This window comes from Streptomyces maremycinicus (assembly GCF_001184025.1).
GTDB classification, from domain to species: domain Bacteria; phylum Actinomycetota; class Actinomycetes; order Streptomycetales; family Streptomycetaceae; genus Streptomyces; species Streptomyces maremycinicus.
Window position 1 is genome coordinate 435,268 of the sequence record NZ_BBYG01000008.1, and the last position, 25,047, is coordinate 460,314.

Here is a 25,047-nt window from a genome sequence, read left to right on the forward strand (position 1 = left end):
TCACTCCGCGCCGGGCGCCGGTTTCCAGGAGGCGGTGACGGTCAGATGCGCCTGCCCGCTCCCGCCCACGATCCCGAGCTTCAGGTCCTGCCCGATCTGGACACCGAACGTGACGCTCAGCTCGGCGGGCGGGTCCGGCACCGCCGAGACGGCGTCGTGCACCTCCTGGAGGAGCGGCCCGAGCGGCTTGAGCGTGGCCTTGAGCGCCCCCGCCGCGAAACTGGCGACGGTGGCGCCGCCGGTGGCCACGGGGACGGCCCGGCCCATGCCCTCCGGGAGGCCGTCACCGCCCCCCGGGACGCGGGCCGTGGCCGCGGGCGGGGATGTGAGGAGGAATCTGACGGGTGTCCCGTCGTCCAACTCTGCCTCTGCGCTTATGGGTTCGGCCACGCGGCCATTGTGATCGACGAGACGAAAACGGACCAGACCCCCGCATCGAACACGAGCGCTCCGCGCTCGGGGTCCTTGCTGTCCCGCACGGGGACGAGGCCGGGGTCGCGGGTGCCTTCGGCGACTTCGAGGCACTCACCGCCGGTGGTGTTGCTGTAACTGGACTTGCGCCATGTGGCGTTGCTCAGATCGATGGCTCGCACGGCACTTCCTCCAACATCCGCGTGATGAACTTCCGCGACTCGACCGGGGACAGTGCCAGGTCGCGCATCGCATCGTAGGCACGCTGTAGCTGCTCAACCGACCTGTTTTCCTCGACCAGTTCACCGCGTACGTCGTTCTCGCTGTATGCCACCGTACGGGCGTCCGGCAAGCGAAGGAACATCATGGCGCTGTTCATCAGGCCATGGGGGCCGGCGCTGAACGGCAGGACATGGACTGTGATGTTCGGACGCTCAGAGACCTCTGCCAGATGCTCCAGCTGCTCCCGCCACTCCTGTCGATCGTGCAGCTGCGTACGAAGCACGGCTTCCGAGAGAATGGCGCGGAACTGCGGCGCCTCCTTCCCTTCCAGCAGCTTTCTTCTTCCCATGCGCGCTTCAACCTGCTGATGCAGGTCGTCGCCCCTGAGGCCACCCGCCGCAAGCGCCTCCCGGGCGTATCCCGGGGTCTGGAGCAAGCCGGGTGGCGCGCTCACGGCGTAGTGCCACAGACTCACCGCCTCCGCCTCCAGCACCATGTACCGCCGGTACTGCTCGCGGAACTGGCTCGGATCCGCCAGCGCCAGTTCCCACAGCGTCAGCAGCAGTCCCGGTGTCCCGTAGTGCTGGTCGAGGGCCTCGACGATCTCGGGGCTGCCCAGTGACTCCCCGCTCTCCATCTTGCCGAACGTCGACGGGTCCCAGCCCAGCCGTTCGCCGACCTGGCGCAGGCTCTCCCCGCGTGCGCCGCGCAGCAGTCGCAGTTCCTCGGCGAACCGGCGGCGTGGTTCCTGGCTCCGGCCGGTGACCACCCGTCGAGACGGCATGACACGCTCCTCCCCGTAACACTGCTAATACGCAGAGTAGTTCAGGGCTGTTCCGGGGTCAGGCGTTTCGCGGGGGCCGGGGGCGCGGTCGTCCCGGTGGCCGTTACCCGGTCCCGCAGGCCGGTCACGACCAGCACCGTCGCCGCCAGGACCAGCACCGCGACCGTGCGCAGCGCCGGGCCCATGCCGCCCGGGAAGTCGGTGTGACCGGCCAGGACCGTGCCGGTGACCGCGACGCCCAGGGCCGCGCCGATCTCCCGGGCCGAGGTGCCGAGGCCGGAGCCGAGGCCCGCCTGGTGGTGGGGGAGCGAGGTGACGACGCCCAGGGTCAGCGCGGGCATCGACAGGCCCGTGCCCGCCGAGATGACCAGCAGCCAGCAGGCGTACAGCGCGTAGGGCGTGCCGGCGTCGGCGGTGGACGCGCCGAGCAGGCCCAGGCCGATCAGGGCGAGCCCGGTGCCGATGACCGGGCGCGGGTGCGCCGACCAGCGGGCGGCCAGCTTGGGGACGAGCGCCATGCCGGTGATCAGCGGGACGATCGCGACCCCGGTGACGGCGGGCCCGTAACCCTTCACGTCCTGGAGGTACTGGGAGTTGACGAAGAACAGCGCGAACAGGCCGAAGAAGCCCGTCATCAGGCCGAGGCCGGTCGCCCGCAGGCGGGGGGAGCGGAACACCCGGGGGTCGAAGAGCGGTGTGCGGGAGCGCAGGGACCGGAGGGTGAACGCGGCGACCAGGAGGGCTCCCGCGCCGAACGAGCCCAGGATGCGCGGTGAGGTCCAGCCGTGGTCCGGACCCTCGATGATGCCGAACAGGACGGCGACCAGCCCGGCGGTGAGCAGCAGGGTGCCCAGCGGGTCGAGGTTGCCGTGCGGGGAGCGCTCGGTGCGCGGGGTGGTGAGGGTCACGGCCAGCGCCAGCAGCGCCGCCAGCGGAACCATCGCGCCGAACAGGGCCCGCCAGGTCAGGAACTGGCCGGCCAGACCGCCGCCCAGGTTGCCCGCCAGGCCGCCGAGGCCGAGGGCGAGGGTCCAGGACGCCATCGCCTGCGCCCTGCCCCGCGGCCCCGCGAGGTGGACGAGGATCGACATCGTCGCCGGGGTGATGAGTGCCGCGCCCGCTCCCGAGATGCCCCGGCCCGCGATCAGCGCCGCCGGGTCGGACGCGAACGCGCTGGTGGCGGCGCCCGCGGCGAAGAGGCCGAGGCCGGCGAGGAGGGCGCCCTTGCGGCCGTGGCGGTCGCCGAGCGCGCCCGCCGGGATGAGCAGGGCCGCGAAGGCGATGACGTAGGCGTCGACCGTCCACAGGACCTCGGCGTGCGAGGGACGCAGGGACGACGAGGCCAGTTGCGGGATGAGGAGGTTGATCGCGGCGACCATGCTCTGCGCGACCAGGACACAGGCGCACAGCGCGAGGAGGGTGGACCGTTTCAGGGTGTGCGAGGGCACGGCTGCTCCGGGGAACTGGGTGGAGTGGGATGCCCGGCCGGGGCCCTTCACCGTAGGCTCGCCCCTGACCTGCTTTCCAGTGCAACCTTTGCAAGGGGCGAATGCGTGTGACGCAATCCGTGAAGGGACCGGTGGGCGGCGCGGCGGGCGTCGACCTGAATCTGCTGCTGGCGCTCGACGTGCTGCTGGAGGAGCAGAGCGTCCAGGGCGCGGCCCGCCGCCTGCATCTGTCGGAGCCGGCCATGAGCCGCACCCTCGGCCGGATCCGCCGGGCCCTCGGCGATCCGGTCCTGGTGCGGGCCGGGCGGCGGATGGTGCCGACCCCGCACGCCCTCGCGGTGCGGGCCGAGGTGAGTGCCGTCGTGGAGCGGGCGCGGGCCCTGTTCGCCCCCGCCGAGGACGCCGACCTCAGGACGGTGACCCGCACCTTCACGATCCTCGGCCACGACGCCATCGCGGCCGCCCACGGCCCGGCCCTCTACGCCCGCGTCGCCGCCGAGGCCCCCGGTATCCGGCTCCGCTTCCTGAGCGAGAGCCACATCGACGCGCCGTTCCTGCGCGAGGGCACCGCCGACCTGGAGGTGGGCGTCCTCGACACGGCCGCGCCCGAGGTGCATCGCGAACCGCTCGTCGAGGACCGCATGATGGGCGTCGCCCGGGCCGGACACCCGCTGCTGGAAGGCGAGTTGACGCCCGAGCGGTATGCCCGGGAGGCCGACCACCTCCTGGTGTCCCGGCGCGGCAAGCTGCACGGGCCCGTCGACGCCGCGCTCGCCGAACTGGGCCTGGAGCGCCGGGTGGTGGGGACCGTCGGCTCCCTGCCCTCCTCCCTCTTCGTCATCCGGGACACCGACCTCGTGGGCCTCAACACCACCTGGGGGCTGCCGTTGGCGGAGAGTCTCGGTCTGGTCCCCTTCGAGGTGCCGCTGCCGCTGCCCCCGCTCCGGCTGGGCATGGCCTGGCATCCACGCCATGACGCCGACCCGGCCCACGCCTGGCTGCGCGGCGCGGTGCGGGACCTGATCGCCGGATGGTCAGCCGCCCGTCGGTGAGGCCGTCGGTGAGGCGGTCGGTGAGGCGGTCGGCCCTGCACTCCGATCGCGCGTACGTTTCGTTCGCTTATGTCCATAAACTCCGTGATGCAGCGCACTTTCGGCCATGAGTTGCGCATGCAATGACGGGTTGAGGGCATGTGGACGCCGTCGCCGAGACAGACCCACAGGTGACGCAGGGGGACTGAACAGGAACGGAAGGCGACACCGATCATGGCCGACAGGACGGAACAGCCGGAACGGCGAGACCACCGGACGATCCACGCGGGCGGAGAGTGGCGAGAAGCCGTCTCCGGCGCGACGCGCGAGATCCTCGACCCCGCGGACGGCCGCCCCTTCGCCGTGGTCGCGGAAGGCGACGAGAAGGACACCGACCTCGCGGTCGCGGCCGCCCGCGCCGCCTTCGACGAGGGCGACTGGCCGCGCACCCCCGCCGTCGAACGCGCCGCCCTGCTGCACCGCGTCGCCGATCTGCTCGTGCGCGATCGCGAACGGCTCGGTCTGATGGAGAGCAGGGACGCGGGCAAGACGATCGAGGAAGGACGCGTCGACATCGACTGCGTCGCCGACGCCTTCCGCTACTTCGCCGGACTGATCGCCGCAGAGTCCCCGGGCCGGGTGGTGGACGCGGGATCGCCCGACATCCACAGCGTCGTCGTGCACGAGCCGGTCGGTGTGTGCGCCCTCATCACCCCCTGGAACTACCCGCTCCTCCAGGCGAGCTGGAAGATCGCCCCGGCGCTCGCCGCGGGCAACACCTTCGTCGTCAAGCCGAGCGAGATCACCCCGCTGACGACGATCGCGCTCATCGACCTGCTCCTCGAGGCCGGACTGCCCGCCGGGGTCGCGGGCATCGTCACCGGCCCCGGGCACACGGTCGGCGCCCGGCTCGCCGCACATCCCGACGTCGACCTCGTCTCCTTCACCGGTGGCCTGGTCAGCGGGACGAAGGTCGCGCAGGCGGCCGCCCCGAGCGTCAAGAAGGTCGCCCTCGAACTCGGCGGCAAGAACCCCAACGTGGTCTTCGCCGACGCCTGCGCCACCGACGAGGGCTTCGACACCGCCGTCGACCAGGCCCTCAACGCCGCGTTCATCCACAGCGGCCAGGTCTGCTCGGCGGGCTCCCGGCTCATCGTCGAGGAGTCGGTCCGGGACCGTTTCGTCGCCGAACTCGCCCGCAGGGCAGGGAAGATCCGGCTCGGCCGCGGCACGGAGGACGGCGTCGAGTGCGGTCCGCTCGTCTCCGAGCAGCAGCGCGCCAAGACCGAGGCGTACGTCGCCTCCGCGCTCGCCGAGGGCGCGGTGTTGCGCTCCGGCGGCCGGCGCCCGGAACCCGCCCCGCAGCGCCCGGAGTCCGGCTACTTCTACGAGCCGACCGTCCTCGACCACTGCCACCGCGAGATGACGGTGGTGCGGGAGGAGGTCTTCGGACCGGTCCTCACCGTCGAGACCTTCCGCACCGAGGACGAGGCCGTAGCCCTCGCCAACGACACCGAGTACGGCCTCGCGGGCGCCGTCTGGACCGCCGACGCGGGCCGGGCCCGCCGGGTCGCCGGACGGCTGCGGCACGGCACGGTCTGGATCAACGACTTCCACCCCTATCTGCCGCAGGCCGAGTGGGGCGGCTTCGGGAAGAGCGGCGTGGGCCGCGAACTCGGCCCGGCCGGGCTCGCCGAGTACCGCGAGTCCAAGCACGTCTACCAGAACCTCGCGCCGCGACCCGTCCGCTGGTTCACCGGCTGACCTCCCGCCCGCCCCGAGCACGCTCGAGCCCGCCCGGAAGACTTCGCACGCCCCTGGAGTACCCCCCATGCCAGAGAACGCACCTGTCTACGACTACGTCGTCATCGGAGGCGGCACCGCCGGTTCCGTCATCGCCTCCCGGCTGACCGAGAACCCGGACACCACCGTCGCCGTGATCGAGGGCGGCCCCAGCGACGTAGGCCGCGACGACGTCCTCACCCTGCGCCGCTGGATGGGCCTGCTCGGCGGCGAGCTCGACTACGACTACCCCACCACCGAGCAGCCGCGCGGCAACTCCCACATCCGGCACAGCCGGGCCCGCGTCCTCGGCGGCTGCTCCTCCCACAACACGCTCATCGCCTTCAAGCCGCTGCCGTCCGACTTCGACGAGTGGGAGGCGGCCGGCGCGAAGGGGTGGGGCGCGGTTCCCATGGAGGCGTACTACGCGCGCCTGCTGAACAACATCGTGCCGGTCGACGAGAAGGACCGGAACGCCATCGCCCGCGACTTCGTCGACGCCGCGCGCCGGGCGACGGGAGTGCCGCGGATCGAGAGCTTCAACCAGCAGCCCTTCGACGACGGCGTCGGCTTCTTCGACCTCGCCTACCACCCGGAGACCAACAAGCGCTCGAGCGCCTCCGTGGCCTATCTGCACCCGGTGATGGACGAGCGGCCCAACCTGACGATCCTGCTGGAGAGCTGGGCGTACCGGCTGGAGTTCGACGGCACCCGCGCCGAAGGCGTGCACGTCCGCACCGAGGACGGCGAGGAGATCCTCGTACGGGCCCGCCGCGAGGTCGTGCTGTGCGCGGGCGCCGTCGACTCGCCCCGCCTCCTGCTGCACTCCGGCATCGGCCCGAAGGCCGACCTGGAGGCGCTCGGCATACCCGTCGTGCACGACCTGCCCGGCGTCGGCGAGAACCTCCTCGACCACCCCGAGTCGGTGATCGTCTGGGAGACCCACGGGCCGATCCCCGAGAACTCCGCGATGGACTCCGACGCCGGTCTCTTCGTGCGCCGCGACCCCGCGCACCCGGGCCCCGACCTGATGTTCCACTTCTACCAGATCCCCTTCACGGACAACCCGGAGCGCCTGGGGTACGAACGCCCGCGGCACGGCGTGTCGATGACCCCCAACATCCCCAAGCCGAAGTCCCGGGGCCGGCTCTACCTGGAGAGCGCGGACCCGTCCGTGAAGCCCGCCCTCGACTTCCGCTACTTCACCGACGAGGACGACCACGACGGCCGCACCCTCGTCGACGGGATCCGGATCGCCCGCGAGATCGCGAAGACCGAGCCGCTGGCCGGCTGGCTCAAGCGCGAGGTGGCGCCCGGCCCGGACATCACGGGCGACGAGGAACTCAGCGAGTACGCCCGCAAGGTCGCGCACACCGTCTACCACCCGGCGGGCACCTGCCGCATGGGCGCCGAGGACGACGAACTGGCCGTGGTGGACCCGCGGTTGCGCATCCGAGGCCTGGACGGCATCCGTATCGCGGACGCCTCCGTGTTCCCCACCATGACCGCCGTGAACCCCATGATCGGGGTGCTCATGGTCGGCGAGAAAGCCGTCGACCTGATCGGAGACGATGCGCGATGACGATCATGCCCGCCACCCGTAAGCCGCCCACCGCGGACACCGACGCCCCCGTCTTCTCGGTCGACGGCCTCTGGAAGGTCTTCGGACCCAAGGCCGAGCGCGTCCCGGCCGACCCGGAACTCGCCGCCCTCCCGCCCGCCGAACTGCGCGCCCGCACCGGCTGCACGGCCGCCGTCCGCGACGTCTCCTTCGACGTGCGCAAGGGCGAGGTCTTCGTCGTCATGGGCCTGTCCGGCTCCGGCAAGTCCACCCTGGTGCGCTGTCTGACCCGGCTGATCGAGCCGACGGCCGGCACCATCGCCGTCGACGGCGAGGACGTCCGCGCGATGGACCGCACCCGGCTGCGCGAACTGCGCCGGCACCGCGCCGCGATGGTCTTCCAGCACTTCGGCCTCCTCCCGCACCGCACGGTCCTCGACAACGTGGCCTACGGCCTGGAGATCCAGGGCATGGGCCGTGCCGAGCGACGCGCCCGCGCCAAGGAGGTCGTCGACAAGGTCGGCCTGGACGGCATGGAACAGCGCAGGCCCGCCCAGCTCTCCGGTGGCCAGCGGCAACGCGTCGGCCTGGCCCGCGCGCTGGCCGTCGACCCCGAGGTGCTCCTCTTCGACGAGCCGTTCAGCGCCCTCGACCCGCTCATCCGGCGCGACATGCAGGAGGAGGTCGTCCGGCTGCACCGCGAGGAGGGCCGCACGATGGTCTTCATCACCCACGACCTCGGCGAGGCGCTCAAGCTGGGCGACCGCATCGCCCTGATGCGCGACGGCCGGGTCGTGCAGCTGGGCACGCCCGAGGAGATCGTCGGCTCCCCGGCCGACGACTACGTCCGCGAGTTCGTCCGTGACGTGCCGCGCGAGCAGGTCCTGACGGTCGGTACGGCCATGCGGTCCGCGTCCCTGGAGGAGGCGGGCGCCGGACCGGCTGTGTCCCCGGACGCCACCGTGTCCCAGGCCATCGAGGCGGTCGCCCGGTCGGGCGGCCCGGTACGGGTCATGGACTCGGGCCGGTGCCTGGGCGTCGTCGACCATGAGGGACTGCTCGGCGTGGTGGCCGGCACGGACCCCAGGTCCGGCCCGGCCGCGACGACGCCCGGATCCGGTCCGGCCGGCGCGGAGCGCGGTGCGGCCCCGGCCCAGGGCGACCCCGGATCCGCCACGTCCGGACGGGCGCCCGGATCGCGCGCGGTCGGGACGGAGCCCCGTAAGGAGGCGGTCTGATGGCCACGCTGACCACACCCGCCCCCCGGACCGCCCTGCCGGGCGTCCTCAGGAACCAGGCCGTCCGCAAGCTCGGGCTGCTCGCGCTCCTCGCCGCCGTCCTCGTCCCGCTCGCCGACGCCCGCTGGTCCAGCGGCACCTGGCCGCACGCGCTCACCGTCGACCTGACCGCGCCGCTCACCTCGGCCAGCGACTGGATCGTCGACAACCGCGACAGCCACCCCCTCTTCCTCTACTTCTTCGGCTACCTCAGCAACGGCGTGGTCCTCTCGGTGCGCGCCGTGTACCTGGTGCTGCTCGGCGCGGGCTGGGCCGGGGTCACCGCGGCGGCCGCGCTGATCGCCTGGCGGGCGGCCGGGGTACGGCTCGCGCTCGGCACGGCGGCCGCGTTCCTCGCCTGCGGCCTGCTCGGCATGTGGGTGCCGACGATGCAGACCCTGGCCCTGATGATCGTCGCCGTCCTCGTGTCGGTCGTCGTCGGCGTGGTGCTCGGCCTGGCCGGCGGCCTCTCCGACCGTCTGCACCGCGCCCTGCGCCCGGTCCTCGACACCATGCAGGTGCTGCCCGCCTTCGCCTATCTGCTGCCGGTCGTCCTCGTCTTCGGCATCGGCGTCCCGGCGGCCGTCCTGGCCACCGTCGTCTACGCCGCCCCGCCCATGGCCCGGCTCACCGCGCTCGGACTGCGCGGCGCCGACAAGGAGGTCCTGGAGGCGGTGGAGTCGCTGGGCGCGACCGCCCGGCAGCGCCTGCTGACCGCCCGGATCCCGCTGGCCCGCAAGGAACTCCTGCTCGGCCTCAACCAGACGATCATGATGGCGCTGGGCATGGCCGTCATCGCGTCGGTGATCGGCGCGGGCGGCCTCGGAGACCGCGTCTACCAGGCGCTGGCCTCGGTCGACGTCGGCGCGGCCCTCGCCGCCGGCATCCCGATCGTGCTGCTCGCGGTCGTCCTGGACCGGGTCACCGCCGCCGCCGGACGCGCCGGCGACGGCGAACCGGGCGGCCACCGCGCCGCCTGGGCCTGGGCCGCCGTGTCCGCCGTGGCCGTGGCGCTCGCCGGGCGCGTGGCGGGCCGGCTCGACTGGCCCGACTCCTGGACGGTGGCCATCGCCGCCCCGGTCAACGACGTCGTGGACTGGATGACCGACCACCTCTACTCCGGGGTGCCCTTGATCGGCGGCACCGCCGACTGGGCCGGCCACTTCACCACCTGGGTCCTCGACCCCCTCCGGTCCGGCCTCCAGGGCCTGCCCTGGTGGGCCGTGCTGCTGCTGGTCGCCGCGATCGCCTGGCCGATCGGCACCTGGCGCACCGCGCTGACCGCCGTCCTCGCGCTGGCCGCCACCGGTGTGCTCGGCGTGTGGGAACCGTCGCTCGACACCCTCTCCCAGGTGCTGGCCGCCGTGGCCGTCACCCTCGTCCTCGGCTTCGCGACCGGCATCGCCGCCGCCCGCAGCGACCGTGTCGAACGGCTGCTGCGCCCGGTCCTGGACGTGTTCCAGACGATGCCGCAGTTCGTGTACCTGATCCCGGTCGTCGCGCTGTTCGGCGTCGGCCGAGCCCCCGCCGTCGCGGCGGCCGTCGTGTACGCGCTGCCCGCCGTCGTCCGCATCACCACCCAGGGCCTGCGCCAGGTCGACCCGGCGGCCATGGAGTCCGCCCGCTCCCTCGGCGCCACCGGCACGCAGCAACTGCGCCAGGTCCAGCTGCCGCTCGCCCGGCCCGCGCTGCTGCTCGCCGTGAACCAGGGCGTGGTCCTCGTCCTCGCCGTCGTCATCATCGGCGGTCTGGTCGGCGGCGGCGCGCTCGGCTACGACGCCGTGTTCGGGCTGGCCCAGGGCGACCTGGCGACCGGTCTGGTGGCCGGTGCCGCGATCGTCTGCCTCGGCCTGATGCTCGACCGGGTGACCCAGCCCGCCGACCGCCGCGTGAAGAAGGGAGCCTGACATGCGACTTCGTGACCTACGACTCCGCGACATGCGGCTTCGTGACGTGCGGCTCCGTACGACCGCCCTGACCGCCGGGGCGTCCGCGCTCCTGCTGCTCACCGGCTGCGGCGCCGCCGACATGACCAAGCAGGCCTCGCCCTTCGCCAACGCGCAGGGCGCGAAGACGGTGACCCTCTCCGTCCAGTCCTGGGTGGGCGCGCAGGCCAACGTGGCCGTCGCCCAGTACCTGCTGGAACACAAGCTCGGCTACCGCGTCGACACCGTGCAGGTCGACGAGGTGCCCGCCTGGGACGCGCTCAGCCAGGGCCGGGTCGACGCCATCCTGGAGGACTGGGGCCACCCCGACCAGGAACAGCGCTACGTCGACGACAAGAAGACGATCGCGCGCGGCGGCGACCTCGGCGTCACCGGACACATCGGCTGGTACGTCCCGACGTACTTCGCCGAGCAGCACCCGGACGTCACCGACTGGAAGAACCTGAACAAGTACGCGTCGCAGTTGCGCACCGCCGAGAGCGGCGGCAAGGGCCAGCTCATGGACGGCTCCCCGTCCTACGTCACCAACGACAAGGCCCTGGTGCGGAACCTGAAGCTCGACTACCAGGTCGTCTTCGCCGGTTCCGAGGCCGCCCAGATCACCCAGATACGGCAGTTCGCCAAGGAGAAGAAGCCCTTCCTCACCTACTGGTACGCGCCGCAGTGGCTCTTCGAGAAGGTCCCGATGACCGAGGTGAAGCTGCCCGCCTACAAGGAGGGCTGCGACGCGGAGCCGGACGAGGTCGCCTGCGGCTACCCCCACACCCCGCTCCAGAAGTACCTCAACGCGGGCTTCTCGAAGGACGGCGGCAAGGCGGCCGCCTTCCTGAAGAAGTTCAAGTGGACGACGAAGGACCAGAACGACGTGTCCCTGATGATCGCGGACCAGAAGCTCACCCCGGAGGCGGCCGCGAAGAAGTGGGTGGACAGCCACCCCTCGACCTGGAAGGCGTGGCTGTCCTGACGGTCAGGGCCTCAGCCCGGTGACGAGATCCCGCAGGAGGATCACCGCCCGTTGCTGGAGTCCCGGTCCGAACGTGACGCGAGTGGCCCCGAGTTCACCGAGCGCGGTGGGCGAGGGGTCCTCGCCGACCTGCGCGAACACGTTCAGCGGTCCCTGCGTCCCGGACCGCAGCAACGGCAGGACGGCCGCCGGGGCGCCGATCGGATAGACGCAGTCGGCGCCCGCGGCGACGTAGGCCGCCGCCCGTCCGATGGCGTCGTCCGGGTCCCCGTCGCCGTATGCGAACGTGTCGACGCGCGCGTTCACGAACAGCCGGTCGCCCGCCGCCCACCGCACCTCGGCCAGCCATTCGGCGTGCTCGTGCGGGTCCTTGAGGACGCCGTCGACCGAGTCCTCCAGGTTGCAGCCGACCGCGCCCGTCTCCAGCAGCCGTTCCACCAGCTCCTTCGGGGGCAGCCCGTATCCGCCCTCCACGTCCGCCGACACCGGCACGTCCACCGCCCGCACGATCCGGGCGACCGCCGCGAACATCTCGTCGGCCGGGGTCAGCCCGTCCGGGTACCCGAGGGAGGCGGCGATGCCCGCGCTGGGGGTCGCGAGCGCCGGGAACCCGGCCTCGGCGAACACCCGGGCGGCGGCCGCGTCCCAGGGGCCGGGCAGCACGAGCGGATCGCCCGGCAGCCGGCCGTGGTGCAGCCGGCGGAAGGCGTCCGCCTTGCTCAGGGCGTCGGCGTCGCTCATGGTGTGTAGCCCCCCGGTGGGATGCGGCGGGCGACCATCACCCGGTTCCAGCTGTTGATGGCGATGATCAGCGCGAGCAGATGCGCGAGCCGCGGGGCGTCGAAGTGCCGCGCGGCCCGCTCGTACACCGCGTCGGGCACGAAGCCCCCGGAGCCGAAAGCCCGGGAGGTGCCCCCGGTCGGCACGGTCACCGCCTCCGTGAGCGCGAGCGCGGCCCGCTCCCGCTCGTCGTAGACGTCCCCCGCCTCCTCCCACGCGCTCAGCAGATCGAGCTGCCTCTCGCTCACGCCGTGCTCGCGGGCGATCGTGAGATGCATGTCGAGGCAGAACGCACAGTGGTTGAGCTGCGAGGCGCGGATCACCACGAGTTCGGCGAGCGCGGGGTCACCGAGCCCCCGTTTCGCGGCCGCGCTCAACGCGGACATGGCCGGGCCGACCTCACGGTCGAGGAGGTTCGTACGGCTCACGCGTGCTGCCCCGGCGTGTAGTGGCCCGGCACCAGCCGGCAGGCCACGCCGAACCGGTTCCACGCGTTGATCACCGTGATCGTGGCGATCAGCTGCGCCAGCTCGGCCTCCTCGAAGTGCGCGGCGGCCCGCTCGTACACCGCGTCGGGCACGAACCCGTCCGTCAGCACGGTCACCGCCTCGGTGAGGGCCAGCGCCGCGAGCTCCTTCTCGGTGTAGAAGTGCTCCGACTCCTCCCACGCGCTGAGCTGGATGATCCGCTCGACGCTCTCGCCCGCCGCGAGCGCGTCCTTGCTGTGCATGTCGACGCAGAGCGCGCAGCGGTTGATCTGCGAGGCGCGGACCTTCACCAGCTCGACCAGCTTCGGATCGAGGCCCTTACGGGCGGCGGCGTCGAGCCGGAGCATCGCCTTGAGGACGTCGGGGGCGTGCGCCGACCAGTCCAGCCGGGGGGTGTGCTCGGGGGCGCGGTCAACCTGTTCGTCGGTGGTCGTGGGGTCTGCGTGCGTCGTCATGCCCTCGACCCTAGGAGCGGGGCAGCCCAGGAGTATGGTCCATTTCCATGGCGAGATCCTGGGCCACTTTCGGCGTCGACCTGCACCTGGAACCGAGCGGGCCGCATCTGCGCCGGGGCCTGACCGACGCCCTGCGCGAGGCCGTCCGCAGCGGCCGTCTGCCCTCCGGCACCAGGCTGCCCTCCTCGCGCTCGCTCGCCGTCGACCTGGGCATCGCCCGCAACACGGTCGCCGACGCCTACACCGACCTCGTCGCCGAGGGCTGGCTCACCGCCCGCCAGGGCTCGGGCACGCGGGTGGCCGAGGGCAGGGCCGTGGCGCCCACAGGCGCGGCGCCCCCTCGTCCCGAGCGCCGGCGGCCCGCCTACGACCTGCGCCCCGGCAGCCCCGACCTCGGGTCCTTCCCGCGCGCGGAGTGGCTCAGGGCGGCCCGCCGCGCCCTCACCGCGGCCCCTTCCGACGCCCTCGGTTACGGCGATCCCCGCGGCCGGTCCGAACTGCGCACCGCCCTCGCCGGCTATCTCGCCCGCGCCCGCGGGGTGCGCGTCGACCCCGGACGCATCGTGGTGTGCGCCGGGTTCGCGCACGGTCTGCGACTGCTCACCACCGTCCTGCGGGCGCGCGGGGCGCGCACGATCGCCGTCGACTCCTACGGCCTGGACGAGCACTGGAGGCTGATCGCGGCGGCGGGACTGGCGATGACCGCGCTGCCCGTCGACGAACGCGGCACGGACACCGGCCGGTTGAAGGGCGCCGGCGCGGTCCTGCTCACCCCCGCCCACCAGTTCCCGATGGGCGTGCCCCTGCACCACGACCGGCGGTCGGCAGTGGTGGACTGGGCGCGGCGGACCGGCGGGCTGGTCCTGGAGGACGACTACGACGGCGAGTTCCGCTACGACCGCCAGCCCGTCGGCGCCCTCCAGGGACTGGACCCCGACCACGTGGTCTACCTGGGCACCGCGAGCAAGTCGCTGGCCCCCGGTCTGCGGCTGGGCTGGATGGCGCTGCCGCCGGACGTCGCGGAGGAGGTGGTGGCGGCCAAGGGCGGGGTGGACTCCTCGGGGGTCCTCGACCAGTTGACGCTGGCGGAGTTCATCACGTCGGGCGCCTACGACCGTCATGTCCGGGCGGCGCGCACCCGCTACCGGCGGCGCCGTGACGAGCTGGTCGCGGCCCTCACCGCGCACGCCCCCGCGATCCGCGTCACCGGCATCGCGGCGGGCCTGCACGCCGTCCTGCGGCTACCGCCCGGCACGGAGGAGGCGGCGGTACGGGCGGCGGCCTACCAGGGCCTGGCGGTCAACGGCCTCACCCCCCGGCACCGCCACCCCGACGCGGTCACCGAGCCCCTCGACGCGCTGGTCGTCGGCTACGGCACCCCGCCGGACCACGCCTGGTCCGGCGCGCTGGACGCGTTGTGCGCGGCGCTTCCCTCCGGTGAGAACGGCTCCGGCATTCCTTTCCCCGGCTAGATCTCCCGGACCCACCTGCGTGAGGAGCGCACCCCCGGGTCCGGGGGCCGCGGGCTGGCGTCCCGGAGCCGAGGCTCCGGCCGTGGGGCGGCGTGCGGGGGGTGAGGGTTCGGTCGTGGGCTGGTGTCCGGAGCCGAGGGTGCGGTCGTGGGGCGGCGTGCGGGGGGTGAGGGTTCGGTCGTGGGCTGGTGTCCGGAGCCGAGGGTGCGGTCGTGGGGCGGTGGTGTCCAGGAGGTGAGGGCCCGGCCGTGGGACGGCGTCCCGGAAGGGAGGGTGCGGACGTGGGGGCGGCGTGCGGGAGGCGGGGGCCGGGCCGTGGGGCGGCGTCACGGTGACGAGGGCCCGACCGGCGGCCGCGGTGCCGGTTCCGCCGCCGGGACCGCCTCGGGCGCCTCCCCGAACCGGGCCAGTGCCAACGCCCCCGCCACCGCCACCGCGAAACCGAGCACGGCCAGCCAGCCGAGCCCCTCCCGGGTACGGTCGCCCAGCCACACCACCCCCACCAGCGCCGGCCCGATCGTCTCCCCGATCACCATCCCGGCCGTGGCCGTCGTCACCGACCCCCGCTGGAGGGCCGACGTCAGCAGCAGGAACGCGGCACCACCCCCCAGCAGCAGCGCGTACACCGCCGGGTCGGTGAGCAGCTCCGCCGGGTCCAGCGAGTCGATCAACCGCACCGCCACCTCCACCACCCCGAACCCGAAACCGGCCCCGAGACCCAGCACCAGCGCCCGCCCGCGCCCGGTCAGCCGCCTTCCGGCCGCCCCCAGCAGCAGCACCCCGCCCGCCGCGCCGAGCATCACCCACGGCAGCGCCGCCGGTCCGCTCTCCTCGCCCTCCGTCCCCGCCGCGAGACCCAGCATCGCCAGCCCCGCGCACACCACCGCGACGGCCGCCCACTCGGTCCGGCTCAGCCGTACCCGCAGCAGCCGCGCCGCGACCACCGCCGTCACGGCCAGGCTCGACGCGAGGGCCGCCCCCACGGCATAGATCGGCACCGACCGCAGCGCGGCGATCTGGAACAGGAACCCCAGACCGTCCAGCGCGAGCCCCGCCAGGTACCGCCACTCCCGCACCGCCCGCAGCAGCAGCGCCGCGTCCCCGCCGCGCCCGTCGGCCGCCGCCCGCGCGGCCATCGCCTGAAGCACCGTCGCCGTACCGAAGCAGACCGCCGCGCCGAGGGCGCACACCATTCCGAAGAGCACGAATGGACTGTAGGGGAACGGGTCCCGGGCGGGCCGCCTTCGGCCGCTCCGGGCACGGTGTCTAGGCTGACGGCCGGAAATCGTCGTAGCGGCGATGCGACAACGGGGAGACGGAACATGGCGGACGCGCGACGCAGACTTCGCTCGGGCACGGTCGTACTCGGCGGCATGGGAGTGCTCGCGGCGGCCCTGTCCGCCTGCTCCTCCGAACCCGACAAGCGGTGCGTCGACCGTGACAGCTACAACCTCACCAAGGGCTACAAGGTCGTCGCCGACAAGAACTGCCGGTCCACGGGGTCGGCCAGGTCCGGCAGGACCGCCAAGGTCTCCACCGACGCCGCCTGGTACTACGGCGGTGAGAAGAAGGGCTCCTGGGTCGACGGCGGATCCTTCGCCGAGCCGGGCGAGGACGCCGGCAGCTCGACCGGATCGAGCAGGACCACCGGCGGCGGCAGCGGCGGCAGCGGCAGCGGCGGCGTCGACCGCAACGGATTCGGCAGCGGCGGCGACAGCGACAGCGGCGTCGGCAAGGGCAGCTCCGGCGGCTGAGCGCCCGAGCGGCTGAACAGGACACCGGCACCGTGCGACGTCACACCATCGAACCCCGCCCCGACTGGCAGCGGACCGTCGAGGACCAGGGTCTCGTCTACCCCCTCACCCGCCACCCCGACGGCCGGCTGCGTCCCTACTGGGACGAGAGCGCCTACTACGCCTTCACCCTCGACGAGGTCGAGGCGCTGGAGGAGACCGTCGAGGAACTGCACACCATGTGCCTGGCGGCGGCCGACCGTATCGTCGCGTCCGACCGCCTCGCCGACCTCGGCATCACCGACCCGCGGATCGCGGCGGCGGTCGTCGAGGCCTGGCACCGACGCGCCGAACTCCCGTCCCTCTACGGCCGTTTCGACCTCCGCTACGACGGCACCGGACCGGCGAAGCTGCTGGAGTACAACGCCGACACCCCCACCTCGCTCGTGGAGGCGGCCTCCCCCCAGTGGTTCTGGATGGAGGACCGGTTCCCCGGCGCGGACCAGTGGAACTCCCTCCACGAACGCCTGACCGCCGCCTGGAAGGACCAGGCCCCCCTGCTGCCGCCCGGCGGCCCGCTCTACTTCGCGCACTCCTCGCAGGACGAGCTGGGCGAGGACCTCATGACGGTCGCCTACCTCAAGGAGACCGCCGAACAGGCCGGTCTCGACACCGACTGGATCTCCATGGAGGAGATCGGCTGGGACCCGCTCTCCGGCCGTTTCGTCGACCGGCAACTCCGATTCATCCGCAGCTGCTTCAAGCTCTATCCCTGGGAGTGGCTGACCACCGACCGGTTCGCCGGTCATGTCCTCGACACCCTCGACAACGGCGGCGGCACCGGCACGACCCTGTGGATCGAACCGGCCTGGAAGATGCTCCTCAGCAACAAGGCGCTGCTGGCCGTCCTGTGGGAGCTGTACCCGGGGCACCCCAACCTCCTGCCCGCCTACCTGGACGGCCCCCGGGAACTGGCGACCACCACCGGCTATGTGGCCAAGCCGCTGCTGGGCCGCGAGGGCGCCGGCGTCACCGTGCACGCAGCGGGCGGCGATCCCGCCCCGCGCACCGACGAAGCCTGCTGCTACCAGCAGTTGGCGCCGCTCCCCGCGTTCGACGGCAACCACGTCGTCCTCGGCGCGTGGACGGTGCGGGACGAGTCGGCCGGTCTCGGCATCCGCGAGTCCTCCGGCCTCATCACGGACGAGTACGCCCGCTTCCTGCCCCACGTGATCCTCTAGCTCCCGCCTCGTCCACCGGCCGCTCCGGGCCCGCTGGAGGCGTGCTCCTGCGCGGGTCCGGCGTCGCTCGCATGGTGGACGCCGGACCTTGGGATTCGGGCGTGCCCGGTAGGCTGGCGAGCGGGCCGTGACTGGCGCGCTGGGATGGGACGGACCATCGGGGAGCGGCCTGTGAGCGACAAGAGTGCCGTGCGCCTGGGCCAGACCGAGAACCGTGACCGCACGCCACGCCCCCGGAGGCCGACGACATGTCCGAGCAGCAGTCCCTCTCCACCGAGTCCACCGCCTTCCGCGCCGCACTCGACGTGATCCGCGCCGTCGAGCCGCGCGTCGCCGACGCCATCGGCCAGGAGGTCCACGACCAGCGCGAGATGCTCAAGCTGATCGCCTCGGAGAACTACGCCTCCCCGGCCACCCTCCTCGCGATGGGCAACTGGTTCAGCGACAAGTACGCCGAGGGCACCGTCGGCCGCCGCTTCTACGCCGGCTGCCGCAACGTGGACACCGTCGAGTCACTGGCCGCCGAGCACGCCCGTGAGCTCTTCGGCGCCCGCCACGCCTACGTCCAGCCGCACTCCGGCATCGACGCCAACCTCGTCGCATTCTGGTCCGTCCTCGCCGACCGCGTGGAGGTCCCGGCGCTCGCGAAGGCGGGCGTCCGCCAGGTCAACGACCTCTCCGAGGCCGACTGGGCCGACCTGCGCCAGGCCTTCGGCAACCAGCGCATGCTCGGCATGTCCCTGGACGCGGGAGGCCACCTCACCCACGGATTCCGCCCGAACATCTCAGGAAAGATGTTCGACCAGCGCTCGTACGGCACGGACCCGGCCACCGGCCTGATCGACTACGAGGCCCTGCGCGCCACCGCCCGTGACTTCAAGCCGCTGATCATCGTCGCGGGCTACTCCGCGTACCCCCGTCTGGTGAACTTCCGGATCATGCGCGAGATCGCCGACGAGGTCGGCGCGACGCTCATGGTCGACATGGCGCACTTCGCCGGGCTGGTCGCGGGCAAGGTCCTCACCGGCGACTTCGACCCGGTCCCGCACGCCCAGATCGTGACGACCACCACCCACAAGTCCCTGCGCGGCCCCCGCGGCGGCATGGTCCTGTGCGACGACTCGCTCAAGGACCAGGTCGACCGCGGCTGCCCGATGGTCCTCGGCGGCCCGCTCCCGCACGTGATGGCCGCCAAGGCCGTCGCCCTGGCGGAGGCCCGTCAGCCCTCCTTCCAGGACTACGCCCGGCGCATCGTCGACAACTCCCGCGCACTGGCCGAGGGCCTGACGCGGCGCGGTGCGACCCTGGTCACCGGCGGCACCGACAACCACCTGAACCTGATCGACGTCGCCTCCTCCTATGGCCTCACCGGCCGCCAGGCCGAGGCGGCCCTGCTCGACTCGGGCATCGTCACCAACCGCAACGCCATCCCCGCCGACCCGAACGGCGCCTGGTACACCTCCGGCATCCGCATCGGCACGCCGGCGCTGACCACGCGGGGTCTCGGGACGGCCGAGATGGACGAGGTGGCGGGTCTGATCGACCGCGTCCTCACCACGACGGAGCCCGGCACGACGAAGTCGGGCGCCCCGAGCAAGGCCTCCCACGTCCTGGACGCGAAGGTGGCGGACGAGATCGCCCAGCGGGCGACCGACCTGGTCGCGGGCTTCCCGCTGTACCCGGAGATCGACCTCGGCTGACCCCGGCGGCACCCCGGGCGGCCCGGTGGCCGCCCGGGACCCGTTCCGGGTGGTCTCCGCGCTCTGAGACAATGATGAGCATGGCCTCAGACCGACCCCGCGTGCTCTCCGGAATCCAGCCCACCGCAGGCTCGTTCCACCTCGGCAACTACCTCGGCGCCGTCCGCCAGTGGGTGGCGCTCCAGGAGAGCCACGACGCGTTCTACATGGTCGTCGACCTGCACGCGATCACGGTGCCGCAGGACCCGAAGGAGCTCAGCGCGAACACGCGGCTGGCCGCCGCCCAGCTCCTCGCGGCCGGTCTGGACCCGGACCGCTGCACGCTCTTCGTCCAGAGCCACGTCCCCGAGCACGCCCAGCTCGCCTGGGTCATGAACTGCCTCACCGGCTTCGGCGAGGCGAGCCGGATGACCCAGTTCAAGGACAAGTCCGCCCGGCAGGGCGCCGACCGCGCCTCCGTGGGCCTGTTCACGTACCCGATCCTCCAGGTCGCGGACATCCTGCTGTACCAGGCCGACGAGGTCCCGGTCGGTGAGGACCAGCGCCAGCACATCGAGCTGACCCGCGACCTCGCGGAGCGCTTCAACGGCCGCTTCGGCGAGACCTTCACGATCCCGAAGCCGCACATCCTCAAGGAGACCGGGAAGATCTACGACCTCCAGGACCCGTCGATCAAGATGAGCAAGTCGGCGTCCACGCCGAAGGGCCTCATCAACCTGCTCGACGACCCGAAGGCGACCGCGAAGAAGGTCAGGAGCGCGGTCACGGACACCGACACGGTCGTCCGCTACGACACCGAGAACAAGCCCGGCGTCAGCAACCTGCTCGGCATCTACTCGACGCTGACCGGCACGAGCGTCGCCGAGCTGGAGCAGCGGTACGAGGGCAAGCTCTACGGCGCGCTCAAGACGGACCTCGCCGAGGTCGTCGTCGACTTCGTGACGCCGTTCCGGGACCGCACCCAGCAGTATCTGGACGACCCCGAGACGCTCGACTCGATCCTGGCCAAGGGCGCGGAGAAGGCGCGTGCCGTCGCCGCCGAGACGCTGTCGCAGACGTACGAGCGCGTGGGATTCCTGCCCGCGAAGCACTGAGCGGCGCTCGGAGTCACCCGGAGGCACTCGGAATCACCCGGGGCGCACTCGGGGCGCACCGCACACCTGTTCCTCTGGGCAGAGCGCTGCACATCACTGTCCCTGCGCCTGCCCAGAGCACAGCTGTGGCCGTACAGTCGATAGCCGTACGACTGAGTACGAACCCGGCAACACACCCCGCCAGGACGACATGACGACAGGAGAAGACGTGGGGACCGTAACGATCGGTGTGTCGATCGCGGTCCCGGAGCCCCACGGCAGCCTGCTCCAGGAGCGGCGCCTGGGCTTCGGCGACGCCGCGGCTCACGGCATCCCCACGCACGTCACGCTGCTGCCGCCGACCGAGCTCGCCGCGGGCGCGCTGTCGGCCGTCGAGGCGCACCTCACCGAGGTCGCCGCGGGCGGCCGTCCCTTCCCGATGCGGCTGTCCGGCACCGGCACCTTCCGGCCCATGTCGCCGGTGGTCTACGTGCGGGTCGTCCAGGGCGCCGAGACCTGCGCACGGCTCCAGCAGCGGATCCGGGCCGGCTCCGGGCCGCTGACCCGTGAGCTCCAGTTCCCCTACCACCCGCACGTCACCGTCGCGCACGGCATCGACGACGCGGCGATGGACCGGGCCTTCGAGGAGCTCGCCCACTACGAGGCCGAGTGGTCCTGCACCGGCTTCGCCCTCGCCGAGCAGGGCGCCGACGGCGTCTGGCGCAAGCTGCGCGACTACCCCTTCGGCGGTGCAGTCGTCCCCCCGCAGGCGGCCCACGTCGACCGGGGCTCGCTCCCCACGCGCTAGCCGCTCCCGCTGCCGCCCGCTCCCGCTGCCGCCCGCTCGCGCCGGACCGGGGGCCCGGGGGGCCCGGGGGCTAGACCGGCAGCCTGCGGAACAGTCCGCGGGGCGCGTGCCGCAGGGCCGACATCACCACGCGCAGCACGCCGGGCACCCACACGGTCTCCGAGCGGCGCCGCAGCCCCAGCTCGACGGCCGTGGCGACCGCCTCCGGGGTGGTCGCCAGCGGCGCCTCCGGCAGCCCCGCGGTCATCTTCGTCCGGACGAACCCGGGCCGTACGACCATGACGTGCACGCCGGTGCCGTGCAGCGCGTCGCCCAGCCCCTGCGCGAAGGCGTCGAGGCCCGCCTTGCTGGAGCCGTAGATGAAGTTCGAGCGGCGGGCCCGCTCGCCTGCGACGGAGGAGAGGACGACCAGCGAGCCGTGGCCCTGGGTCTGGAGGGCCCGCGCGGCGACCAGCCCCGCCGACACCGCCCCCGTGTAGTTGGTCTGCGCGACGCGCACCGCGGCCGCCGGGTCGCGCTCGTCGTGCGCCTGGTCGCCGAGCACGCCGAAGGCGAGCAGCACGGTGTCGACGTCGCCCTCGGCGAAGACCTTGCCGAGGACCGTCTCGTGGGACCCGGGGTCGAGCGCGTCGAAGGCGACGGTGTGGACGTCCGCCCCCAGTGTGCGCAGCTCGGCGGCGGCCGACTCCAGGGCGGGCGACGGGCGCCCGGCCAGCCACACGGTGCGGGTGCGGCGGGCGATCAGCCGGCGGGCGGTGGCCAGCGCGATCCCGGACGTGCCGCCGAGGACGAGCAGGGACTGGGGGAGGCCGAAGGCGTCCTTCATGGTGACTCCTGGAGGTTGAGCCGGCGGGCGAGGTCCGACATGAACACCCCGCGCGGGTCCAGCTCCGCGCGCAGCGCGCGGAAGTCGTCGAGGCGCGGGTACATCGCGGTGAGCAGGTCGGGGCGCAGCCGGGAGTCCTTGGCGAGGTAGACGCGGCCGCCGGCGCCCGCCACCTCCTCGTCCAGTTCGTCGAGGAAGGCGCCGAGGCCGGGCAGCCCGGCCGGGATGTCCAGCGCGAGGGTCCAGCCCGGGCGGGGGAAGGACAGCCAGCCGGGGTCGGCGTCCCCGAACCGCTTGAGGACGGCCAGGAAGGACGGGCAGCGGCGGGCGGAGACGCGCCGCACGATCCGGCGCAGGGTCTCCTCCCGGCCGTGCCCGACGACGAACTGGTACTGCACGAAGCCGTCGCGGCCGTAGACGCGGTTCCAGTGCGGGACGCCGTCGAGCGGGTGGAAGAACGCGGCCAGGCTCTGGAGTTCGCCGGTACGCGCGCGGGGCGCGCCGCGGTACCAGAGCTCGTTGAACAGTCCGACGGTCGTGCGGGTGAGCAGGCCGCTCGGCAGGAACGCGGGGACCGCCGGGAGCCGCGGCGGGCGGAACACGAGCGGGGTCCTGCGCGCGCGGGCGGGCAGCGCGTCCAGGGGCGCGTGCTCGCCGCGGGTGAGGACGGCCCGTCCGGTGGCGGCCCCGCGCGCGAGGAGGTCGATCCACGCGACCGAGTAGCGGTAGCGCTGGTCGCCGGCCGTCAGCCGGGCCAGCAGGTCGTCGAGGTCGGCGGCCCGCTCGGTGTCGACCGACATCAGGGACGTCCCGACCGGCTGGAGCCGGATCCTGGCGGTCAGCACCACGCCGGTCAGGCCCAGGCCGCCTGCGGTCGCGTCGAACAGGTCGGTGCCCTGCTCCACCGTGCGGATCGTGCCGTCCGCCGTGAGCAGTTCGAAGGACAGCACATGCCGGGTGAAGGACCCGGAGACATGGTGGTTCTTGCCGTGGACGTCGGCGCCGATCGCGCCGCCCACGGTCACGTACCGGGTGCCGGGGGTCACCGGCACGAACCAGCCGAGCGGCAGCAGGACCTCCATGAGCCGGTGCAGGGAGACCCCCGCGTCGCACAGGACGCTCCCGTCGCCGGCGTCGATGACGTGGATCCGGTCCAGGCCGGTCAGGTCGATCACCGCACCACCGGCGTTCTGCGCCGCGTCCCCGTACGCCCGCCCCAGGCCCCTGGGGATGCCGCCGCGCGGACCGCACTCCCGGACCGCCGACACGGCCTCCGCGTAGGTCCGGGGGCGGACCAGGCGCGCGACGGAGGGGGCGGTGCGGCCCCAACCCGTGACGGAGACGGTCTCGGCGGTGATCGCGGTCGTGGTCTCGGCAGGCATGGAGGTGACCGTATCGGCTCTATATGGGCGATTAATTTTGAAACATGCACCACTCCCCGAAATGGGTGATTAATGGGATGTCGCTCTATATTGCCGGAGTTCCGGGAGTGCGGACGTGAACAGTCGGTCCCCATGGACGAACTCGACGACCTGGACCACCGGATCCTCTCGGCGCTCCACGCCCTGGGCGCGGACCCACGCGTCGCCCGCGTCGCGCGCGCCCTCTCCCGGACGGGCGAGCACGCCGCCCTGTGGCTCGCGGCGGGCGCCCTCGGAGCCGCCCTCGACGGCGCCCGGCGCGGCGCCTGGCTGCGCGCCACCGCGCTCACCGCGGGCGCGCACGCCGCCGGCACGGTGGTGAAACACGTCGTCCGGCGCCCGCGCCCCAGCCGCCTCGCACCCCGGGTGCGCACCGTGGGCCGGCACTCGTTCCCCAGCTCGCACGCGACCTCCGCGACGGCGGCCGCCGTCGCCTACGGCGGGCTCGGGGTGTACGCCGCCGCGCCGCTCGCCGCCGCGATGTGCCTCTCCCGTCTGGTCACCGGCGTCCACCACCCCTCCGACGTGGTGGCGGGCGCGGCCCTGGGGGCGGCCACCGCGCGGTGGGGGGCGCGCTGGACGAGAGAGGGACGCCGTGGCTGAGGCACTGCTCCACCGGCAGCGCACGCACCGCCCGCCGGCCCCCCGGCCCCCGAGCCGGCGCCCCGGCCCCCTCGTCGGCGGCCTCCTGCGGACCACCCGCCCCAAGCAGTGGGTCAAGAACGTCCTGGTCGTCGCCGCCCCCGCTGCGGCCGGCCGGCTGTTCTCCCCGCACGCGGCCGGCCGACTCGCCCTCGTCTTCGCCCTGTTCACCGCCTGCGCCGCCGCCGTCTACCTGGTCAACGACGCCCGGGACGCCGAGGCCGACCGCGCCCACCCCACCAAACGGCACCGCCCGATCGCCGCCGGAGAGGTCCCGGTACCCGTCGCGTACGGCGTCGCGGGCATCCTCGCGGTCCTCGCGCCGGCCGTCGCGGCCTGGCTGACGACCCCCGCCGTCGCGGTGCTCCTCACCGCCTACCTGGGCATGCAACTGGCGTACTGCGTCAGCCTGAAACACGTCCTGGTCGTCGACCTGGTCGTCGTCACGACCGGCTTCCTGATGCGGGCCATGGCGGGCGGACTCGCCCTGGGGATCCCGCTCTCGCGCTGGTTCTTGATCACCACCGGGTTCGGGGCGCTGTTCATGGTCGCCGCCAAGCGCTACTCCGAGGCCGTCCAACTGGCCGGCGCGGCGGGCGCCACCCGCGTGCTGCTCACCGAGTACACCACCGGCTACCTGCGCTTCGTCTGGCAGCTGGCGGCCGGGGTCGCCGTGCTCGGCTACTGCCTGTGGGCCCTGGAGGCGGGCGGCGTGCCGCACCCGAGCGTGCTGCCCTGGCGCGAGCTGTCCGTGGTCGCCTTCATCCTGGCCGTCCTGCGCTACGCCGTCTTCGCCGACCGGGGCACCGCGGGCGAGCCCGAGGAGGTCGTCCTCGGCGACCGCGCGCTCGTCGTCATCGGCCTGGTCTGGCTGGGCATGTACGCGCTGGCGGTGGCCGATCGGTGAGCCCCGCGCGCGGGCCGCGACCGGCCGGCCCGGCATCGGCGGTCTCCCCGCGTTTGCGGGGTACCCGAACCACGG

24 protein-coding genes and 1 riboswitch are annotated in these 25,047 nt (G+C 73.1%); of the genes, 14 read left to right on the forward strand and 10 right to left on the reverse strand.

Going from position 1 to position 25,047, the window contains the following annotated elements; genetic code table 11:
• The 4 genes from AOQ37_RS02075 to AOQ37_RS02090 are packed head-to-tail and all read right to left on the reverse strand — an operon-like array spanning window position 1 to window position 2,865.
• On the reverse strand, window positions 1-390 hold the full coding sequence (locus AOQ37_RS02075) for a CU044_2847 family protein (RefSeq protein WP_234436764.1): 390 nt from the start codon (window positions 388-390) through the stop codon (window positions 1-3).
• Window positions 375-593 carry a DUF397 domain-containing protein gene (locus AOQ37_RS02080; protein ID WP_062640496.1) on the reverse strand — a complete coding sequence of 73 codons (219 nt, stop codon included), beginning with the start codon at window positions 591-593 and terminating at the stop codon, window positions 375-377. Before AOQ37_RS02080 ends, AOQ37_RS02075 begins: the two co-directional genes overlap by 16 nt.
• A complete protein-coding gene (locus AOQ37_RS02085; protein ID WP_062640498.1) occupies window positions 575-1,417 on the reverse strand; it encodes a helix-turn-helix domain-containing protein in 843 nt (280 codons plus the stop codon). The genes AOQ37_RS02080 and AOQ37_RS02085 overlap by 19 nt, the downstream gene beginning before the upstream one ends.
• A 41-nt stretch (window positions 1,418-1,458) precedes the next feature.
• A complete protein-coding gene (locus AOQ37_RS02090; protein WP_062640500.1) occupies window positions 1,459-2,865 on the reverse strand; it encodes an MFS transporter in 1,407 nt (468 codons plus the stop codon).
• Window positions 2,866-2,966: 101 nt separating this feature from the next.
• On the opposite strand from AOQ37_RS02090, the gene AOQ37_RS02095 reads away from it, so the two are divergent.
• The 6 genes from AOQ37_RS02095 to AOQ37_RS02120 all read left to right on the forward strand — a co-directional run bounded on the left by AOQ37_RS02095 (window position 2,967) and on the right by AOQ37_RS02120 (window position 11,426).
• Complete coding sequence (locus tag AOQ37_RS02095) at window positions 2,967-3,917, forward strand: LysR family transcriptional regulator (RefSeq protein WP_062640502.1); 951 nt, start codon at window positions 2,967-2,969, stop codon at window positions 3,915-3,917.
• Window positions 3,918-4,130: 213 nt separating this feature from the next.
• The gene (locus tag AOQ37_RS02100; protein WP_062640504.1) at window positions 4,131-5,660 is read left to right on the forward strand and encodes an aldehyde dehydrogenase family protein; all 1,530 of its coding nucleotides are present in this window, start codon (window positions 4,131-4,133) and stop codon (window positions 5,658-5,660) included.
• Between the two features lie 67 nt (window positions 5,661-5,727).
• Window positions 5,728-7,260: a GMC family oxidoreductase gene (locus tag AOQ37_RS02105; RefSeq protein ID WP_062640506.1), complete on the forward strand. Its 1,533-nt coding sequence runs from the start codon at window positions 5,728-5,730 to the stop codon at window positions 7,258-7,260.
• Window positions 7,257-8,477: a quaternary amine ABC transporter ATP-binding protein gene (locus AOQ37_RS02110; RefSeq protein ID WP_062640508.1), complete on the forward strand. Its 1,221-nt coding sequence runs from the start codon at window positions 7,257-7,259 to the stop codon at window positions 8,475-8,477. Before AOQ37_RS02105 ends, AOQ37_RS02110 begins: the two co-directional genes overlap by 4 nt.
• The gene (locus AOQ37_RS02115) at window positions 8,477-10,423 is read left to right on the forward strand and encodes an ABC transporter permease (RefSeq protein WP_062640509.1); all 1,947 of its coding nucleotides are present in this window, start codon (window positions 8,477-8,479) and stop codon (window positions 10,421-10,423) included. The genes AOQ37_RS02110 and AOQ37_RS02115 overlap by 1 nt, the downstream gene beginning before the upstream one ends.
• A gap of 46 nt (window positions 10,424-10,469) precedes the next feature.
• Window positions 10,470-11,426, forward strand: coding sequence for an ABC transporter substrate-binding protein (locus AOQ37_RS02120; RefSeq protein ID WP_062641375.1), 957 nt, complete (start codon window positions 10,470-10,472; stop codon window positions 11,424-11,426).
• Window positions 11,427-11,429: 3 nt separating this feature from the next.
• Here the strand turns inward: AOQ37_RS02120 and AOQ37_RS02125 are convergent, their stop codons facing one another.
• The 3 genes from AOQ37_RS02125 to AOQ37_RS02135 are packed head-to-tail and all read right to left on the reverse strand — an operon-like array spanning window position 11,430 to window position 13,149.
• Window positions 11,430-12,167 (reverse strand): isocitrate lyase/PEP mutase family protein, encoded by a 738-nt coding sequence (locus AOQ37_RS02125; protein WP_374701470.1) that lies wholly within the window; start codon window positions 12,165-12,167, stop codon window positions 11,430-11,432.
• Window positions 12,164-12,592 (reverse strand): carboxymuconolactone decarboxylase family protein, encoded by a 429-nt coding sequence (locus tag AOQ37_RS02130; protein WP_062641382.1) that lies wholly within the window; start codon window positions 12,590-12,592, stop codon window positions 12,164-12,166. The genes AOQ37_RS02125 and AOQ37_RS02130 overlap by 4 nt, the downstream gene beginning before the upstream one ends.
• Window positions 12,593-12,630: 38 nt before the next feature.
• Entirely contained in the window at window positions 12,631-13,149 is a 519-nt protein-coding gene (locus tag AOQ37_RS02135) for a carboxymuconolactone decarboxylase family protein (RefSeq protein ID WP_062640511.1), read from the reverse strand.
• Between the two features lie 47 nt (window positions 13,150-13,196).
• Between AOQ37_RS02135 and pdxR the strand changes: the two genes are divergently transcribed.
• Entirely contained in the window at window positions 13,197-14,621 is a 1,425-nt protein-coding gene (gene pdxR, locus AOQ37_RS02140; RefSeq protein ID WP_062640513.1) for a MocR-like pyridoxine biosynthesis transcription factor PdxR, read from the forward strand.
• A gap of 326 nt (window positions 14,622-14,947) precedes the next feature.
• Here pdxR and AOQ37_RS02145 read toward each other — a convergent pair whose 3' ends face one another.
• Window positions 14,948-15,814 (reverse strand): DMT family transporter, encoded by an 867-nt coding sequence (locus AOQ37_RS02145; RefSeq protein ID WP_062640516.1) that lies wholly within the window; start codon window positions 15,812-15,814, stop codon window positions 14,948-14,950.
• Window positions 15,815-15,943: 129 nt separating this feature from the next.
• Between AOQ37_RS02145 and AOQ37_RS02150 the strand changes: the two genes are divergently transcribed.
• The 5 genes from AOQ37_RS02150 to AOQ37_RS02170 all read left to right on the forward strand — a co-directional run bounded on the left by AOQ37_RS02150 (window position 15,944) and on the right by AOQ37_RS02170 (window position 21,176).
• Window positions 15,944-16,375, forward strand: coding sequence for a hypothetical protein (locus AOQ37_RS02150; RefSeq protein ID WP_062640518.1), 432 nt, complete (start codon window positions 15,944-15,946; stop codon window positions 16,373-16,375).
• A gap of 32 nt (window positions 16,376-16,407) precedes the next feature.
• Window positions 16,408-17,595: a glutathionylspermidine synthase family protein gene (locus tag AOQ37_RS02155; RefSeq protein ID WP_062640520.1), complete on the forward strand. Its 1,188-nt coding sequence runs from the start codon at window positions 16,408-16,410 to the stop codon at window positions 17,593-17,595.
• 117 nt (window positions 17,596-17,712) lie between these two features.
• Window positions 17,713-17,803: riboswitch (ZMP/ZTP riboswitch) on the forward strand.
• A 40-nt stretch (window positions 17,804-17,843) separates the two neighbouring features.
• Window positions 17,844-19,295, forward strand: coding sequence for a glycine hydroxymethyltransferase (locus tag AOQ37_RS02160; protein ID WP_062640522.1), 1,452 nt, complete (start codon window positions 17,844-17,846; stop codon window positions 19,293-19,295).
• An 80-nt stretch (window positions 19,296-19,375) separates the two neighbouring features.
• A complete protein-coding gene (gene trpS / locus AOQ37_RS02165) occupies window positions 19,376-20,389 on the forward strand; it encodes a tryptophan--tRNA ligase (RefSeq protein ID WP_062640524.1) in 1,014 nt (337 codons plus the stop codon).
• Window positions 20,390-20,597: 208 nt separating this feature from the next.
• Window positions 20,598-21,176, forward strand: coding sequence for a 2'-5' RNA ligase family protein (locus AOQ37_RS02170; protein ID WP_062640526.1), 579 nt, complete (start codon window positions 20,598-20,600; stop codon window positions 21,174-21,176).
• A gap of 70 nt (window positions 21,177-21,246) precedes the next feature.
• On the opposite strand, the gene dprE2 is transcribed toward AOQ37_RS02170, so the two are convergent.
• Together dprE2 and dprE1 are read right to left on the reverse strand one after the other, a co-directional pair.
• A complete protein-coding gene (gene dprE2, locus AOQ37_RS02175) occupies window positions 21,247-22,002 on the reverse strand; it encodes a decaprenylphospho-beta-D-erythro-pentofuranosid-2-ulose 2-reductase (protein WP_062640528.1) in 756 nt (251 codons plus the stop codon).
• On the reverse strand, window positions 21,999-23,384 hold the full coding sequence (gene dprE1, locus AOQ37_RS02180) for a decaprenylphosphoryl-beta-D-ribose oxidase (RefSeq protein ID WP_062640530.1): 1,386 nt from the start codon (window positions 23,382-23,384) through the stop codon (window positions 21,999-22,001). The genes dprE2 and dprE1 overlap by 4 nt, the downstream gene beginning before the upstream one ends.
• A gap of 132 nt (window positions 23,385-23,516) precedes the next feature.
• On the opposite strand from dprE1, the gene AOQ37_RS02185 reads away from it, so the two are divergent.
• Window positions 23,517-24,026, forward strand: coding sequence for a phosphatase PAP2 family protein (locus AOQ37_RS02185; RefSeq protein WP_062640532.1), 510 nt, complete (start codon window positions 23,517-23,519; stop codon window positions 24,024-24,026).
• The gene (locus AOQ37_RS02190) at window positions 24,019-24,972 is read left to right on the forward strand and encodes a decaprenyl-phosphate phosphoribosyltransferase (RefSeq protein WP_062640534.1); all 954 of its coding nucleotides are present in this window, start codon (window positions 24,019-24,021) and stop codon (window positions 24,970-24,972) included. The genes AOQ37_RS02185 and AOQ37_RS02190 overlap by 8 nt, the downstream gene beginning before the upstream one ends.
• Window positions 24,973-25,047: the final 75 nt, after the last annotated feature.

Bases quoted from the DNA above. Each gene is read 5' to 3' on its own strand.
- AOQ37_RS02085 (WP_062640498.1), bottom strand. From the start codon at position 1,417: ATGCCGTCTCGACGGGTGGTCACCGGCCGGAGCCAGGAACCACGCCGC.
- AOQ37_RS02095 (WP_062640502.1), top strand. From the start codon at position 2,967: ATGCGTGTGACGCAATCCGTGAAGGGACCGGTGGGCGGCGCGGCGGGC.
- AOQ37_RS02100 (WP_062640504.1), top strand. From the start codon at position 4,131: ATGGCCGACAGGACGGAACAGCCGGAACGGCGAGACCACCGGACGATC.
- AOQ37_RS02105 (WP_062640506.1), top strand. From the start codon at position 5,728: ATGCCAGAGAACGCACCTGTCTACGACTACGTCGTCATCGGAGGCGGC.
- AOQ37_RS02110 (WP_062640508.1), top strand. From the start codon at position 7,257: ATGACGATCATGCCCGCCACCCGTAAGCCGCCCACCGCGGACACCGAC.
- AOQ37_RS02115 (WP_062640509.1), top strand. From the start codon at position 8,477: ATGGCCACGCTGACCACACCCGCCCCCCGGACCGCCCTGCCGGGCGTC.
- AOQ37_RS02125 (WP_374701470.1), bottom strand. From the start codon at position 12,167: ATGAGCGACGCCGACGCCCTGAGCAAGGCGGACGCCTTCCGCCGGCTG.
- AOQ37_RS02130 (WP_062641382.1), bottom strand. From the start codon at position 12,592: ATGTCCGCGTTGAGCGCGGCCGCGAAACGGGGGCTCGGTGACCCCGCG.
- AOQ37_RS02135 (WP_062640511.1), bottom strand. From the start codon at position 13,149: ATGACGACGCACGCAGACCCCACGACCACCGACGAACAGGTTGACCGC.
- pdxR (WP_062640513.1), top strand. From the start codon at position 13,197: ATGGCGAGATCCTGGGCCACTTTCGGCGTCGACCTGCACCTGGAACCG.
- AOQ37_RS02145 (WP_062640516.1), bottom strand. From the start codon at position 15,814: ATGGTGTGCGCCCTCGGCGCGGCGGTCTGCTTCGGTACGGCGACGGTG.
- AOQ37_RS02150 (WP_062640518.1), top strand. From the start codon at position 15,944: ATGGCGGACGCGCGACGCAGACTTCGCTCGGGCACGGTCGTACTCGGC.
- AOQ37_RS02160 (WP_062640522.1), top strand. From the start codon at position 17,844: ATGTCCGAGCAGCAGTCCCTCTCCACCGAGTCCACCGCCTTCCGCGCC.
- trpS (WP_062640524.1), top strand. From the start codon at position 19,376: ATGGCCTCAGACCGACCCCGCGTGCTCTCCGGAATCCAGCCCACCGCA.
- dprE2 (WP_062640528.1), bottom strand. From the start codon at position 22,002: ATGAAGGACGCCTTCGGCCTCCCCCAGTCCCTGCTCGTCCTCGGCGGC.
- dprE1 (WP_062640530.1), bottom strand. From the start codon at position 23,384: ATGCCTGCCGAGACCACGACCGCGATCACCGCCGAGACCGTCTCCGTC.
- AOQ37_RS02185 (WP_062640532.1), top strand. From the start codon at position 23,517: ATGGACGAACTCGACGACCTGGACCACCGGATCCTCTCGGCGCTCCAC.